The following is a 14,325-nucleotide window of genomic DNA, read 5'->3' on the forward strand; positions in this document are numbered from 1 at the left end:
TGATTTTCAGTTAGCGGCAGTTATTTTTTACGGATTTGAACTCCCCTGACCTTACTTTTCATTTCCTTTGGGTCATGAGAAATAATAAACGCTTTAGAGAATTGATTATAGTAGTCATTATCATGTGCTTTTGGAGAAAGGATAATCAGTTTTCTTTGCAATTTATTGGCGTACATTTTAAAAACCGTAGCTTTTCGTGTTTCATCCAAGGCACTGTCAAATTCATCCAGAACTATAAAACCTGCCTGGTTCTCTAAATTTTGGAGAAGTGAGAGCGCAAATAATAAAGAACTTAATGATTCTTCTCCCCCTGAAACGCCTTTACCCACTCGCCCGCCTCTGGCTTTTAAGCTCACATCCTCAAACTTTCCCAGATGCCCTTCTTTACGCACATAAATAAATAATTTGAAGACCGGCCTGTCTTTTTTATCCGTAAATTTCTCAAATTTAATTTGACTTTCGAATTGAAATTCTCCCATATATTGCTGGAAGAGTAAGTTGATCTTCGTTACTTGCATCTCAATCGCTGTTTCCAATCGATGTTCATTTTGAATAGCACGTTCTTCGTTTTCTTCCAGAAGATTCTTCGCTGAATGCAACTCCTCTTCCTTGCGTAGCACCTCTTGTTCCAACGTCAGAAAATTTTCTATCGCGTTCTGATCGATTCCCTGTTCATTACGTGCATTTTCAAAACCAACCATCGCCTGGTTTTGTTTGACTGTGAGAGTATATTTGGATTCTTGCAGCTGTTCTTCCATTAAAGCTTGATCCACTAATTCCGGCACGAGTAATCTGAGATCATTCAATTGTTCTTTTTGCTTCGTCTCGTCTTTGGACAATGCGATTCGTTCATCTTCTTTTTCAGACAGTTGATTGGCAATCTGCTTTTTTGTTCGTTGATTTGCTTCTGCTTGATCTTTCAAGTCGATAATCTCTCTTTGCAGTTGTCTTAAACTATCTTGAAGACGATCCAATTCATCTTCATATGCTTCAACTTTATTTCGTAATACAATTAGCTCTTGTTTTAAATGCTTTAACAACTGTTGTTGTTTCTGTAAACGTTCAATTTTTTCAGAGTGCTGGCCGAATTGTTCATAGACTGCCAAGTATTCTAGCAATACACTGACCACGCCCTCTTGTTTAATCTTCTCCTTCCAAATCTCTTTCGTTTCTGTTTCATATTCTTTTTTCTGTACAACTAAATGAATTTGCTCTGTTTTCAACTGCACAAGCTGTTCGATACGGTATTGCTGGTCTGCCTTTAACGAAAGAAAGGCTTCTGCTTCCCTTACTTTTTGAACATCCGCATTCCATACACGAAAAGTTTCATTGTCTTCATTTGACTGCAGAGAGAGTGTATCAATTTCCTTTTGCATTTCTTCAATTTTCCGTATAAGAAACTTTTTTCTTTCTTCCAAAGCTCGTTTACTTAAGATATACGTATTCCGTTCTTGCGGACCCCTTGTTCCACGCGTATCGACCAACCAATTTTTTTGAATCGTTGGCTGTTCCGAAGTAAAAAACTGTTCAATCCACCAAAGAACACGTGTTGCATGATTTTGTTCTTTTTGAGAAAGCCCTTCTTGCATTTGCAAACCAAGATTAGGTAAATCTATAATAACCCGATTCGGAATGAGTTTTTTCAATGAGACATGATAAAGATCATTGATCGGCTGACAGCTTGCCGCATCGTAAAAAATGGTGTATTTAATTGTATCGAAAAGACGCTCATTTTCAATTGGTGTTCGGTCCATCAACTTAATGAAATGACGTAAAGTGAACGCTTTGATATTTTGTTCTTTCATATGGCGAATGGCTTCTTGCTGCCGCTCAGATTCAATTTGATTCTTTTCCAACATTGCCAATTCGTCTTTGAATATGCGATGTTCAGCCTGTTTCTGTTCTAGCAGCTGTTTTCTTTCTTGTAAGGAATGGTTTAAGTCAGCAAGATCTTTTTCTAATTGATAGCTCGACAAATAGCGATTCATTATTTCTGTGTGAATCTGACTATTTTCTTCCCACTGTTCAATAGTTGCTTGTAATTTTGATTGTCTTTGCCGGTACTCTTCTATTGAATGCCCTGCTTTGTCAGTCAGCGGCTTGAGCTGTTCCTCTTTTCTCGTTAACGTCTCAACTTGGTCGTTCGCCGCAGCGAGTCGATTCCTTGTTTCTACTTCTGGATAAGGTAATTTCGAATACGCTTCTTGCAGAGTACTTAATTCACTTTGTAAGGTGTCGACTTCCTCCCTCACTTCTTCTATTTTTTCTTCTTGCTCATTGGATTGTACTTTGGATTCTTCCAGCAGCTCCCCCACTTCTTGTTGTTTCTCCTGTAACTGTTGAGTATTTGAATTCTTTTCTTCTAGTTTTTCAACGAATTCCTGTGCCTGATCATCTACTTCCTCTAACTCCAGTTTGCGCTCTTCGATATATTTTTCGACCTCTTTGCGTTCATTCTCAGCACCTAATTGAAGTGCATAAGTGGTTGATGCAAACAGCATCCCATTCTCAACAATTCGTTTTTGATTGTTCTTGAAGCGATCTTTATTGTTTCTGGCGACTGATAAAGTAAACTCATGTTGCTTTTGTTGATTCGTTGCGATGACATAAGCTTCCCGTGCCTCTTTTACAATTTCCAGACTCGTCTCCCAATCTTTTTGAATCCGATCAATACCGTGCATTTCACTAAAGATACGGAACCGTTCTTCAGGAGCCATGACCGAAAATTGGTTAACTTCTTGCTGGTACCAAATTAAATAGTATAGATCGGGATGAATTTTATATTTGAATTGCAGCTCTCTTTTATATGCACTGAGATTATTTTTATTGGCGTCACCTGAGCGATAGGTTTGCCGCAATTCCAGCTGTTCCATTTCATCGCCGTCATGAACTTCGTAGCGCAGTTTGATTGGCTGCTTCGGCGGTTGCTCGCATATTAGACGGAATTCAATGAAAAGAGGGCCATCAATACGAGATAACCCTTCGTTCTTGAATAAAAAATGGATCGCCGCTCTCCATGTCTCGTCTTCCGAAATATTTTGCGACTTCAAACCTTCGATTTCGACCTTACTGGAACGCAGAACCGCACCCATGCAAAATGAGATGGTCGACTTTCCCGCACCATTGGGTCCTGTGATGAGAATATGTTCGTTCGCATTTTCTAAAATCATCTCTTCCGCATCGTAATCTCGAATACCCGAATACCGTAATCGCCAAGGGATCACAGGAACCCCTCCTTCTCGTACAAATTATAACGATTAAAGAATTTCATGACGTCTTCTTTTGACAATTGATTGGAATGACTGAATTCTACCATCCTATGCAGAAATGAATCCGAAAACATATGAACTCCAATCGCCGTTAAACAATACGCATCCTCTTTCCCCGATTCTGTCTGGATTTCGAGTGCGCCTATTTTTCGTAATGTATCGATTGCTAACTGAATGCGGCGGCTTCCTTTCTTTATCTCATGGCCGAACGCTTCCAGTAACTGGGTTAATAATGTAAACTCATGCTTCAATACTTCCTGTTGATAAAACATGAACAACAGTACTGCGAGTGCTTCCTCGGACAATGTATGACGGGCAGAACGGGCAGGAACCCGCAACATAGCGACTACCTGATCCCGTTCTTCATCATAAATCAAACGATAATATCGACCAACGGCTTGGTTTACACGTGATAAAAAAGAATGAAAATAAGCGTCTTCTTTGGAAACGCCCAATAACTTTTCCACTTCTTTTCGAGATAGACCAAAATTATTCGCCCGGATGGTCGCACTCGAAGAAAAGAGAATGGACATAAACGTTTGTTCTTCTCGAGTAGTTAAAATACTGCGCAATGACTGTAAACTGTTTAATGAGTAGTCCTCGCTATTCTCTTTTTCGAATGTTGAATTTTCGGTCGTCATCTCGAATCCACTCCCATTCTTTATCTAATTCTTTTACGTGTTGCTGCAATTTGATCTGCACCTTTTTATTCGCTTCCATAGCAGCAATTCCAAGAAGTTGGCGAATGGCATCTCCCCAGTCCGCTGAACTCGTCTCAATCATTGTTTCTTCTATTCCTGCCTCTTTTTTCTCGGCAAGATATTGTTCAATCTTATCTGTGTCGATACTCGCTTTCGTTAACAGCCAGATCGCCTCGTCCACTAAATCGTCTATCGATTGTACTTCCAATGTTTCTCGCCTGAACTCTATGTCGCGTTCCTCTTCAATATCCGCTACGACAGGCTCATAGTTTTCCAGAAAGTCTATTCCGCTTTCAATATCCATAGGTGACAAGGGACTAGCATATTTTACGGGAATCCAGATGCCATCTAACTCCTCCCCCTCGTACTGTCCCTGTTCCATAAAGCTAAAGAGCTGGTGTGCATTCGGAATTTCCGATTCCACAGGCGGATGAAACATTTTCGTAATGAACGTCCGAACTTTTTCAGGAGAAATGGCAGTTTTGAGCGGCGTTTGCTGTACATTCATAAACTGAAGATACTTATTGACCATTCCAAGTGACAAGCTTGTACCTTCAGCAAGTACTCCAGCTCCATTTTGCATTAAATGGCTTAATACAAGACTGTCTTCAATTGTTTCGAACTGATTAAAGCGTTCATGCAGCTTACGTTCCAAATCTTCCATCAGCGTATGAATTACTTGTAATTGCGGCAAGGCGTTGCGATCCGCAAGCAGTTCCAATTCCCGCTCTTTCAACGTTTCATTGGCCTCTCTGACATTGCGGATCATACTGGCGATGACATTGCCGCCTGAAATTCCTTTATCGTCATATGCTTCACTGATTTCCGCGTCTCTCCTCGCCTGAAACAGTGAACGACCAATGTCATCCTCTAAATAATACGCAAGGGAATCATTTGCAAGCCGAGTCAAAGAGTGCATCATCCGTTTCCCAACGCTCATCATTTTAATTTGCTGGGTTTGTTTACTGATCCAATTATTGCTTGCAAGTATCGTAACAATTTGATCAACCCGCGATTTAGACGGCGGCTCTTCATCACGAAAACGGGACTGATATCGGTAGTACAGCGTCTCGGCACTATCAATCGGTTCAGTAAGACCGTATGCCTCTTCGTGTATCAGTTCAATAATCCGTAAAAAGCGAAGCATCTCCAATGGTGAATGGAAGACAGCTTCAGAAGACAGATCTTTCATCACACCGGCTAATGAAATAATATCTCGCATAGCTCGTGCCATTTCAGGCTGCTGTTCATCCGTATTGAAAATAGATATTATCTGCTTATCCACTTCCTCCATTCCGCTGGCCCCCTTAGTGTCATTTCTTGTTCCGCTTCGCTAATCGTTTCTGTCCACTCCGTATACTTTTGAAAGGATGTGAAAACATTTCCGTCATTGCCGATAAAACGCACAGATAGTCCTTCTGTTAAATTTGCAATATCTTTAGCAATAATCCTGCCCGCGGTATCATAATCTACCCATATTACAATCTGCTGAATAGAAGAACTCCGACAGAGCTGCTGAATTAATTTTCGATGCGCACCCCGTACTTGTCCATCTACTCCGATGATCAGCGAAGAGGTATCCTTTAGGAAATCAACTTCTTTTGCCATTCTAGTCAGTACCGCACGGTTTTCTACCAACCATAAAACTGTTGCAGTCGTTACATAACTTTCATCTGTCACGGCTATTTCCGTTGTGGCATGAACAGTACCGATTGAATATTGCGAGAATTCGCCTGTTAGATTTCCTGCAAAAAAGATTGGAACAATAGAACCTGTACTGACAATGCCGATTTCACTTATCGGCGCATCGATCCATTTTTCAATCCGACCTATAAAAGGCTCGCGATAGGCGTCAAACACTTTTGAACCGCCAATTCTTTTGTAATAGACGGCACCGATTTCTTTGAACTCCATATCAGATTGCTGTCTTTTTAACTGTAGATAAGCAATAAGGAACTCCGTAAACTTCCGCACTCTTTCTTTACCCCAAGATTCCTCATCTTTTGGTTCTACAATGAATTTTTGCGCTTGTTGAATGAAGCTCTCATGAAGGACCGATTTAGAGATTTCGAGCTCCCCAAGTAATGTCTGACGTAATAATTCATCGGCTTCCATCACTCCTTGCCTTTTTAGCCGTTCGTATTCCGCTAACCCAGGCCCCATACGGTAGGTTGAACTTAAAGGAGTTCTGCCATCTGATTTAAACCGTATTTCCTGAACTAACCACCCTTTAAGAAGGGCTTCTTGTTTCAACTCAGCTGAAAGAGATAACGAGTCTCTGCGGGAATTTGGCTTCAGATTCATTTTCACAATGTCTTCCGGTGGATGAATATCATATTCATCAGACGCCAATACGTTGCCCAATGTTTTGTATGTACGAGCAGTCCATTTTTGAATTTCCCATTCATTCTCGCCAACCTGTTGAATCGACTCTCCTGCTTTGCAAATATGGGTTTCCAAAAACACTCTCACCGTTTGCATGACGTCATGTCCTCTCGCTTTTTTCTAACTATTATGAAGATGTAAATAAAGGATATCACATTTTAACGGTTGCTGGAATTTGAGAGAGAAGAAAAACCGCCGCAAACTCTCTATAAATGAGAGTGCGACGGTTTCCTGCCGTTAAAATATTTAGTAACTATATTTTCTTTGCCAAGTTACCTTGTGAACTTGCCGCCAAATTCTTTCATGATCTGTTCTACTTCAACGACATGCTCAGGTTTCAAACAAGCTTTCATTCGTGGCATAAACTCGAGCATGTACGCTTGATCAAAGCTTTTATCAACTTGTTTTTGAAAACTCTCTTTTAACAATTCTTGAACTTCATCCATTTTGTCTTCCTGTACACGTTCTAGTATAAATTGATGAAATTTCTGTTGTGCAGGGTTCAATATAATTCCTCCTTGTACTATAGCTATATAAAGCAGCATGCTGTCTACATACCCCATTCAATTTCTTGCTTTTACTTCATTTACACTGTCTGTGCATAACGATTTCTATATAATTCAACGACCTTACTATACAGTGAGGCGAGCACTTGTTGAAATAACATACCGAATACAACCGGCATGGCTACTTTCGCCGGGAAATAAGTCGTGGCGATTACAACACCAATTGCAATGTTGCGCATGCCGCCGACATACATGAACGTAGTGGCAGTAACCGGATCTCTCCAAAGTAAATGACCCATCGCAAGAGCAGCTGCATAACCGGATGCCGCGATAAACAACACAAGTAAAATTGTGCCGACCAGTTCCCACGAAATCACTTTAACATATGGAGCAACCGAGCTTCCATTAATTGCGACAATCGCGAACAGGCTCAGCTTAGAAAAAGGTGCTAATGTTGGACTCAAAGTGGTCTGGATCTTCCCTTTGGTCCATTCATTCAGTAAAATTCCAAGAAGCGTCGGCATCACAATCATCCACAATAAATTCAAGATGAGTGAGGTAGTTTCCACAGCTATCCTTTCTCCAGCCACTACATGAAGAACTACCGGCATCACTAGAGGGGCCGATAACGTATCAATCAAAATAATTGACAGGCACAGTGGCAGATTTCCTTTCGAAATCGTTACCCAGATAACACTTGTTACTCCAGTCGGAACCGCCACAGCCAATACGAAGCCAACCGTCAGCAAATGATCATCAAAAAACAAAATGGACAGTAAATACGCCCATGCAGGCATCAAGATATGCAAAAAGGCAATGCTCACCAACACAACACTTGGATGCTTCACGACCATGCGAACTTCTTTTACATTCATACCTAAGCTTCCTACAAACGTCATAAACGCAAATAGCCAAGATACAAGAAATAACAGGTGTTCTCCAACTTGATGAAACAGCACGCCAATAAGTAAGCTGAGTGGTGTTAGAATAGCGATCCATCTTTGCAGCCAAGTATTTAAATTCACTAACATGGAATACTCCTTCTTTATCGCAATAGATAACTCAAAATTCCAACAATATATAGTGTTAGTTTAGCACAAAGATCATCTGTACAGTCATGTTCTGTTTTCTAACAGCCCACTTAAAAGTGAAGGACTTTCTCCTGATTTTTCTCAATAAATGAGAAAACCCATAGCTTAAATCACTACGGGATGAATTCTGTCCATTTATACTACATCCGGCTCGACCGGTGTGTCAATTAGCGTTTTCTGTGAAGAAGTATCGACCAATGCATATCGTTCCCACACCCGGCTCTTCCAACGCAACGCCATGCTGATTGCCCGTATCCATTCGTCCGTCGCAATAGCGAGCCATACGCCAACAAGCCCTAAATCAAGCACAAAGACAAAGAAGTAACCGAGCGGCAAGCTGATGAGCACCATAGATATCGCTCCCATCAGTACCGGAAACTTCGCGTCTCCTGACGCGCGAAGTGAATTAATGATCACCATATTCACTGTACGGCCTGTTTCCAGCAGACAAGACAGCAACAACACGGAGGCGCCAAGCTGAATGATGGCTTCATTATCCGTAAACAACCGCATGAGCGGATAACGAAGCGCCATTACAATTACTACCATGAAAGCAGTAAATGCAAGCGCACGCCGGAGCGAACTCCATACTTGGCTGTATACTTCATCCTTCTCTCCACTACCGACCAATCTGCCTGTAATGATGGAGGTACCGAGTCCGATCGCCAATGCAAACAAATAACTGAACATCGACACATTTGTCGCATACTGCCGAGCAGCAAGGGCTTCAGTTCCAAGATAGGTCACATAGTAAAGGAATACAATTTGGCACGCCTGATAAAGAACTTGCTCAAATGCAGAAGGTAAGCCAATTTGGAGAATTTGAGTAATATATCGCTTTGACCATTTGAAATAAAATTGGAAGTCAATGCGATAATCCAAAACTTTGTACAATAACCATAAAAAGAACAACACGGCTACAAGACGGCTTCCAACAGATGAAATCGCCGCACCTTTTACACCAAGTGCCGGCATTCCGAACTTCCCAAAAATCAATGCATAGTTCCCGATCACATGGATAATGTTCATTCCGAGTGAAACAAACATTGTCTGCTTCGTAAATCCATGTACTCGAATAATTGCTGCAAGCGAGTTAATGATCGCCTGCAAGAAAATCCCGCCACCGACAATAACTAAATAAGTCTCCGCATGAGCGAGGATATCACCCTGCAAATTCATAGCACGCATCATCTGACTCGTGAACAGCAAGAAAACTCCACTAATCAAAAGTCCAGCCAACAAGTTGAGGGAAATAGCCATTGCAGAGATCTTCGCCGCCTCCATATAACGGCGTGAACCAAGATACTGGGCTACCACGATCGCAGCTCCATTTCCGACTACTTCTAGTACCAGAATTGCGATTTGGACATACTGATTCGCCGTCCCCACTCCAGAGACTGCGTCATCCGACAATGCACTCAACATAAACGTATCCGCTAATCCCATCAGCATAAACAAAAATAACTCAAGAAAAATCGGCCACGTCAGATGAAATAAATTCATTTTCATCCCCGGGCCGTTAGCTGCTGTTGCCGCCATCTATCTATCTCCTTCTTTACTTTCAAAATCGAAAAACAGGAATAGCTTACCATAAATTCCTCTGAGAAGATAATGATATTTCTTGGATATTTTGTGAAGTTTTTATGTATCACGGATGCTTGACGATTGAAGGTGGAAATCAAAAAAACTCACAGCTTTTATAGCTGCGAGTTAGGGGGCATTTCATTTATTTTGTATAAGACAAAAGCGCATATTTACTGAAGTTTTTCAGCGCATCTGTTGCTTCTGCTTTATCTGCATATTCAAAAATCCGTACGTTTTCTTGTTCGAACAATGTGATGACCCACATGTTGTTCAGTCTCCTTTTGGGTTTGTATTTTGATTTCCTTATTGGTAACCTAGACCAATTTCTTTAACTACTCTTATCATACACTGTATTGCACGGATTGGAACCGTCTTGTGAAGGTTTTCACAATTCATTCAAACTCGAAACGCTTACATTTGAAGGCTTTGTGAATATGATTTTAATATACTTTTTTAGGAAAGAAAAAGCAGCCTCACTCAGAGTTGCTGTCCTGTGTCCACAACCTCAATGAATACAAAATTACCACTAGATTTCACAGGAGGAAGTTATACTTTACTGGGCAAAAAAACCCGCAGCACTCATAGCCACGGGTGGGGTGTCGATCCATTTATTTTGTATAAGACAAAAGCGCGTATTTGCTGAAGTTTTTCAGTGCATTCGTTGCTTCTGCTTTCTCTGCATATTCAAAAATCCGTACGTTTTCTTGTTCGAACAATGTGATAACCCACATGTTGTTCATTCTCCTTTTTGGTTTGTATTTTGATTCCCGTATTGGAAACCTGGACCAATTCTTTAACTACTCTTATCATACACTGTTTTTTACGGATTGAAACAGCCTTGTGAAGGTTTTCACAATTCATTCAAACTCGAAACGCTTACATTTGTCAGATTTGTTACAAAGGTTTTTTTGATGTTTAAGTGGTGTCCAATCTCCGAATGCATCAATAAAAGGTACCAGGACCCCGAACAATTATAAATTGTATCAGGGCCTGGTACCTTTTAAATTTTTTCCGCAAGTTCAGTTCGTACAAACGGATCGTCACTCAGCCCCGCTTCGAGAACAATTTTAGCGTATTCCTTAGCAGCAAATAAAGAATGATCCCGGTAATTTCCACATTCTTCTGCAGAAACAGCTGGTATATGTTCAGTAATGATCACTTTCTCTAAGACTTTTGTTAACGCAGCAGCCACTTCTTTCGGTTCGTGTTCATCCCAAATTATCAAATAAAAACCGGTCCGGCAACCCATTGGTGAAATGTCTATAATTCCTTCCAGTTCATCACGTAAATACGTAGCCAGCAAATGTTCAAGTGTATGAACAGCTGCTGTTGGCATAGCATCCTCATTTGGCTGGAGAAACCGTAGATCGTATTTTTGGAGAGCGCTCCCCTTTGCGTGCTGTTCTGTCCCCGCCATTCGGACATATGGAGCTTTTACTTTTGTATGATCGAGCAGAAAACTTTCAACTTGAGCCATTACCATCATCCTTTCAATATTACACTTAACCTATCACAATACTATACTATATGTAAAGTAATTAAATAAATTATTCTAAAGGTTTCCACTACTGTATTGACAACTATTTTTTAATGAGGTAGAATTCTCTTAATTTATAATACTGATAGAATTACTTGGTTTTGCTATCAAAGCAATGATTCCTGGGTTTTCACAGAAGAACTATCGACAGAAAAATTGGAGGGATTTTATTGACAGAATTAAAAAGAGATAAAGGGAGTGCGTGGGCACTGTTCCCTCTACTCGTGTTTGTCATGTTATTTATCGGAACTGGTATCCTGACGAGGGATTTTTCAAGTATGCCTTTAAATGTGGCAGTTATCATCGCCTCATTTATTGCGTTGGCTATGAATCCAAAGGAAAAGTTTCTGAAGAAGGTGGAGATTTTCACGAAAGGTGCAGGCCATCCGAATATTATGCTGATGGCTGTTATCTTCATTCTGGCCGGTGCTTTTTCAACAGTCGCAAAAGGAATGGGGGCTGTTGAGTCTACCGTCAATTTAGGCTTGTCATTCTTGCCGGCAAACTTGCTGATGGTCGGTCTATTTGTAATCGGCTGCTTCATCTCTATATCGATGGGGACTTCCATGGGAACCGTAGTCGCACTGGCGCCGATCGGCATCGGAATTGCATCCCAAACGGATATTTCGTTAGCACTCGCGATGGCAACCGTTATTGGCGGAGCAATGTTTGGTGATAACTTATCCATGATTTCAGATACAACTATTGCGGCGGCTAGGACACAGCAAACACAGATGAATGCGAAATTTAAAATAAACTTCTTAATCGTTCTGCCTGGAGCAATTATAACGGCAATTCTTCTAAGTATTTTGACGAGAGGGAATGTCGCGACAGTTGCCGGAGATTTTCATTACGATTTCATCAAGGTGTTACCATATCTAGCCGTTCTTGGAGCCGCACTTTTTGGGGTTCATGTACTCATCGTACTGCTCGGCGGTACAGTCTTTGCGGGTATTATTGGGATGATTGACGGTTCTTATAGTTTTGTATCGTTCCTGCAAACAGTTGCAGAAGGTATAATCAGTATGGAGGATTTAGCAATCATTGCAATTTTGATTGGAGGGATGGTCGGAATTATCCAATACAACGGGGGTATCGACTTCCTAATGAACTTCATTTCAAAACGAATCAAATCCAAAAAAGGTGCTGAGTTCGGTATCGCAGGACTTGTGAGTGCAGCAGATATCGCAACAGCCAATAATACAATCTCTATCCTGATGACCGGTCCTTTGGCAAAGCAGATTGCGGATGAGTATGATGTCGATCGAAGAAAATCTGCAAGCCTGCTCGACCTGTTTGCCAGCTGCTGGCAGGGTATCGTCCCATATGGTGGTCAAATGCTTGCAGCTGCCGGACTCGCGGCGATTTCTCCCCTAAGCATCCTGCCTTACTCTTTCTATCCGATACTCATGGGAGTTTGTGGCATAGTTGCAATCCTGATTGGTTATCCGAAAACGAAAAAGTCGGATAAAATAGCTCCTCAGCCTGCTGCATTGCCCACAGCAGAAGATCAGTTAACAGATTAGAACTTTCCGAAGAATCTCCTTCCGCATGCCATCTGTATTGCGGACAGGAGACTTCAAATTCCCCCTCTACCTACTTATCTTCCAGCTTGGCGACCGCTTTTCTCGCCGCACTCTGAATCGGATCCCATGTACTGTTGAAGGGCGGCGCATAGCTTAAATCCAAATCTTCCAATTCCTCAACTGTCATCTCATTGAATAATGCAGTGGAAAGCACATCTATCCGCTTATCCACCCCCGCTTTACCAATCACCTGCCCGCCAAGCAGCAAACCATCTTCACGCCTGAATGTTAATTTAACCGTCAGCGACCTTGCATTCGGATAATACGATGCATGCGTTTTCGACCGCACAATCATCGACAAATACGCAATACCTGCTGCAAACGCCTCCCGATCAGACAACCCGGTCTTCCCTAAAGCTAAATCCATGAATTTCAAAATGGATGTGCCCGTAATTCCTTTAAATGCACGGTGCTTTCCCGCCATATTCAACCCCGCAACCCGGCCCTGTTTATTCGCATGCGTCCCGAGCGGCGTATACTCATCCACCTGTGTAATACGGTTATACTGCATCGCACAGTCACCTGCTGCATAGACGTCCACCACATTTGTTTCCATCCATTCATTTACATAAATCGCTCCGTTTTTAGCCAAATGAATTCCCGTTTCCTTAAGAAACTCTGTGTTCGGACGCAAACCCGCCGCAACCAGGACAACATCCGTCTCGTATGTACGTTTGTTTGTGCGGACAGACGTGACGAAATGTTCCCCAATAATCTCTTCTAATACCTCTTCGTATAAAATCTCGATGCCATGACGTTCAGCTTCTTCTTCAATTAATTTTGCCATTTCTTCATCGAATGTCTTTGCCACTTGCCGACTGCGGATCAATATCCTAACACGCTTTCCAAGCAACCTAAAGCTTTCCGCCATTTCCAACCCGACATACCCGCCTCCTACAATTGTGACATCCTCAATACCATTTTCAACTTTCTTCATGATTGCTTCAACATCCGCTAGTGTCTTTACCGAATAAACGCCCTGCAAATCAACTCCTTTCCAATTCGGGATAAATGAACTTCCCCCGCTTGCTGTAAGTAGTTTATCGTATCGTATACAAAATGATTCGCCGGTTTTTACGTTTCTTCCCGAGACCAACTTTTCCTCCGTATCGACTTTCTCCACTTGATGGTGCACACGCGCATCCATCCCAAATTTATTCCGATACGTCTCCACACTGCGTACAACGAGATCATTCACCGACTTAACAACCCCGTTAATCACATACGGCATTCCGCACTGCGCGTAGGAATACACCGCTCCCTGCTCCAAAATTGTAATCTCCGCACTTAGATCATGTTTCAATAATTGCATGGCAGCACTCATTCCTGCTGCGTCACCGCCAATAATCACATATTTCATATGAACATTCCTTTCTAAAATGGCGTAACGTTCTGTCTGGCCCTGACTGAAGCTGTCCTGTAAAAAAGAATTCCCGCCTTCACCCTATTACTTTCATTAGTACCCTGTTTACTAATGGTTCAACGTTTATACTTCATAATTATTCTCTGACTAGCGCCATTATTTCCGGTTTAAGGTTTACTCTTTGTGCAGTAGCCGGATACTATTATTGGAAATGGATGAAGCTTATTTCCTAATCGCTAAATAACAATCGTCTTTACATTTATATATAAGAAGATTCACCATAGCAATCATTTTAAAGGCAAT

General features: G+C 41.6%; 12 protein-coding genes. 1 reads left to right on the plus strand and 11 read right to left on the minus strand.

Translation table 11 applies throughout. From position 1 onward, the window contains the following. Nucleotides 1-20: 20 nt before the first annotated feature. From MKX97_RS14235 to MKX97_RS14280, 10 genes are all read right to left on the minus strand, one after another. On the minus strand, nucleotides 21-3,224 hold the full coding sequence (locus MKX97_RS14235; RefSeq protein ID WP_342536274.1) for a chromosome segregation protein SMC: 3,204 nt from the start codon (nucleotides 3,222-3,224) through the stop codon (nucleotides 21-23). Further along, complete coding sequence (locus tag MKX97_RS14240) at nucleotides 3,221-3,910, minus strand: hypothetical protein (protein WP_342536275.1); 690 nt, start codon at nucleotides 3,908-3,910, stop codon at nucleotides 3,221-3,223. Before MKX97_RS14240 ends, MKX97_RS14235 begins: the two co-directional genes overlap by 4 nt. Next, on the minus strand, nucleotides 3,873-5,264 hold the full coding sequence (locus MKX97_RS14245) for a hypothetical protein (protein WP_342536276.1): 1,392 nt from the start codon (nucleotides 5,262-5,264) through the stop codon (nucleotides 3,873-3,875). The genes MKX97_RS14240 and MKX97_RS14245 overlap by 38 nt, the downstream gene beginning before the upstream one ends. Next, entirely contained in the window at nucleotides 5,240-6,451 is a 1,212-nt protein-coding gene (locus tag MKX97_RS14250) for a DUF2399 domain-containing protein (protein WP_221838304.1), read from the minus strand. The genes MKX97_RS14245 and MKX97_RS14250 overlap by 25 nt, the downstream gene beginning before the upstream one ends. Before the next feature lie 176 nt (nucleotides 6,452-6,627). Beyond that, complete coding sequence (locus tag MKX97_RS14255; RefSeq protein WP_246603143.1) at nucleotides 6,628-6,861, minus strand: hypothetical protein; 234 nt, start codon at nucleotides 6,859-6,861, stop codon at nucleotides 6,628-6,630. A gap of 80 nt (nucleotides 6,862-6,941) precedes the next feature. Then, nucleotides 6,942-7,892, minus strand: a complete 951-nt coding sequence (locus MKX97_RS14260) for a bile acid:sodium symporter family protein (RefSeq protein ID WP_221838309.1) — start codon at nucleotides 7,890-7,892, stop codon at nucleotides 6,942-6,944. A 195-nt stretch (nucleotides 7,893-8,087) separates the two neighbouring features. Continuing rightward, nucleotides 8,088-9,491, minus strand: coding sequence for an MATE family efflux transporter (locus tag MKX97_RS14265; protein WP_342536277.1), 1,404 nt, complete (start codon nucleotides 9,489-9,491; stop codon nucleotides 8,088-8,090). Between the two features lie 187 nt (nucleotides 9,492-9,678). After that, nucleotides 9,679-9,801, minus strand: a complete 123-nt coding sequence (locus tag MKX97_RS14270) for a hypothetical protein (protein WP_009498585.1) — start codon at nucleotides 9,799-9,801, stop codon at nucleotides 9,679-9,681. Nucleotides 9,802-10,144: 343 nt separating this feature from the next. Then, nucleotides 10,145-10,267 carry a hypothetical protein gene (locus MKX97_RS14275; protein WP_281250679.1) on the minus strand — a complete coding sequence of 41 codons (123 nt, stop codon included), beginning with the start codon at nucleotides 10,265-10,267 and terminating at the stop codon, nucleotides 10,145-10,147. Between the two features lie 269 nt (nucleotides 10,268-10,536). Next, nucleotides 10,537-11,013 (minus strand): S-ribosylhomocysteine lyase, encoded by a 477-nt coding sequence (locus tag MKX97_RS14280; protein WP_040759829.1) that lies wholly within the window; start codon nucleotides 11,011-11,013, stop codon nucleotides 10,537-10,539. Between the two features lie 293 nt (nucleotides 11,014-11,306). Between MKX97_RS14280 and MKX97_RS14285 the strand changes: the two genes are divergently transcribed. Further along, complete coding sequence (locus MKX97_RS14285; protein WP_078818488.1) at nucleotides 11,307-12,599, plus strand: Na+/H+ antiporter NhaC family protein; 1,293 nt, start codon at nucleotides 11,307-11,309, stop codon at nucleotides 12,597-12,599. A 70-nt stretch (nucleotides 12,600-12,669) separates the two neighbouring features. On the opposite strand, the gene MKX97_RS14290 is transcribed toward MKX97_RS14285, so the two are convergent. Then, nucleotides 12,670-14,019: an FAD-dependent oxidoreductase gene (locus tag MKX97_RS14290; RefSeq protein WP_340760255.1), complete on the minus strand. Its 1,350-nt coding sequence runs from the start codon at nucleotides 14,017-14,019 to the stop codon at nucleotides 12,670-12,672. Nucleotides 14,020-14,325: the final 306 nt, after the last annotated feature.

This window comes from Sporosarcina sp. FSL K6-3508, from assembly GCF_038615825.1.
GTDB classification, from domain to species: Bacteria; Bacillota; Bacilli; order Bacillales_A; family Planococcaceae; genus Sporosarcina; species Sporosarcina newyorkensis.

Coding starts and splice junctions, on each gene's coding strand:
- MKX97_RS14240 (WP_342536275.1), bottom strand. CDS start 3,910: ATGACGACCGAAAATTCAACATTCGAAAAAGAGAATAGCGAGGACTAC.
- MKX97_RS14245 (WP_342536276.1), bottom strand. CDS start 5,264: ATGGAGGAAGTGGATAAGCAGATAATATCTATTTTCAATACGGATGAA.
- MKX97_RS14250 (WP_221838304.1), bottom strand. CDS start 6,451: ATGCAAACGGTGAGAGTGTTTTTGGAAACCCATATTTGCAAAGCAGGA.
- MKX97_RS14260 (WP_221838309.1), bottom strand. CDS start 7,892: ATGTTAGTGAATTTAAATACTTGGCTGCAAAGATGGATCGCTATTCTA.
- MKX97_RS14265 (WP_342536277.1), bottom strand. CDS start 9,491: ATGGCGGCAACAGCAGCTAACGGCCCGGGGATGAAAATGAATTTATTT.
- MKX97_RS14270 (WP_009498585.1), bottom strand. CDS start 9,801: ATGTGGGTCATCACATTGTTCGAACAAGAAAACGTACGGATTTTTGAA.
- MKX97_RS14275 (WP_281250679.1), bottom strand. CDS start 10,267: ATGTGGGTTATCACATTGTTCGAACAAGAAAACGTACGGATTTTTGAA.
- MKX97_RS14280 (WP_040759829.1), bottom strand. CDS start 11,013: ATGGCTCAAGTTGAAAGTTTTCTGCTCGATCATACAAAAGTAAAAGCT.
- MKX97_RS14285 (WP_078818488.1), top strand. CDS start 11,307: ATGTTATTTATCGGAACTGGTATCCTGACGAGGGATTTTTCAAGTATG.
- MKX97_RS14290 (WP_340760255.1), bottom strand. CDS start 14,019: ATGAAATATGTGATTATTGGCGGTGACGCAGCAGGAATGAGTGCTGCC.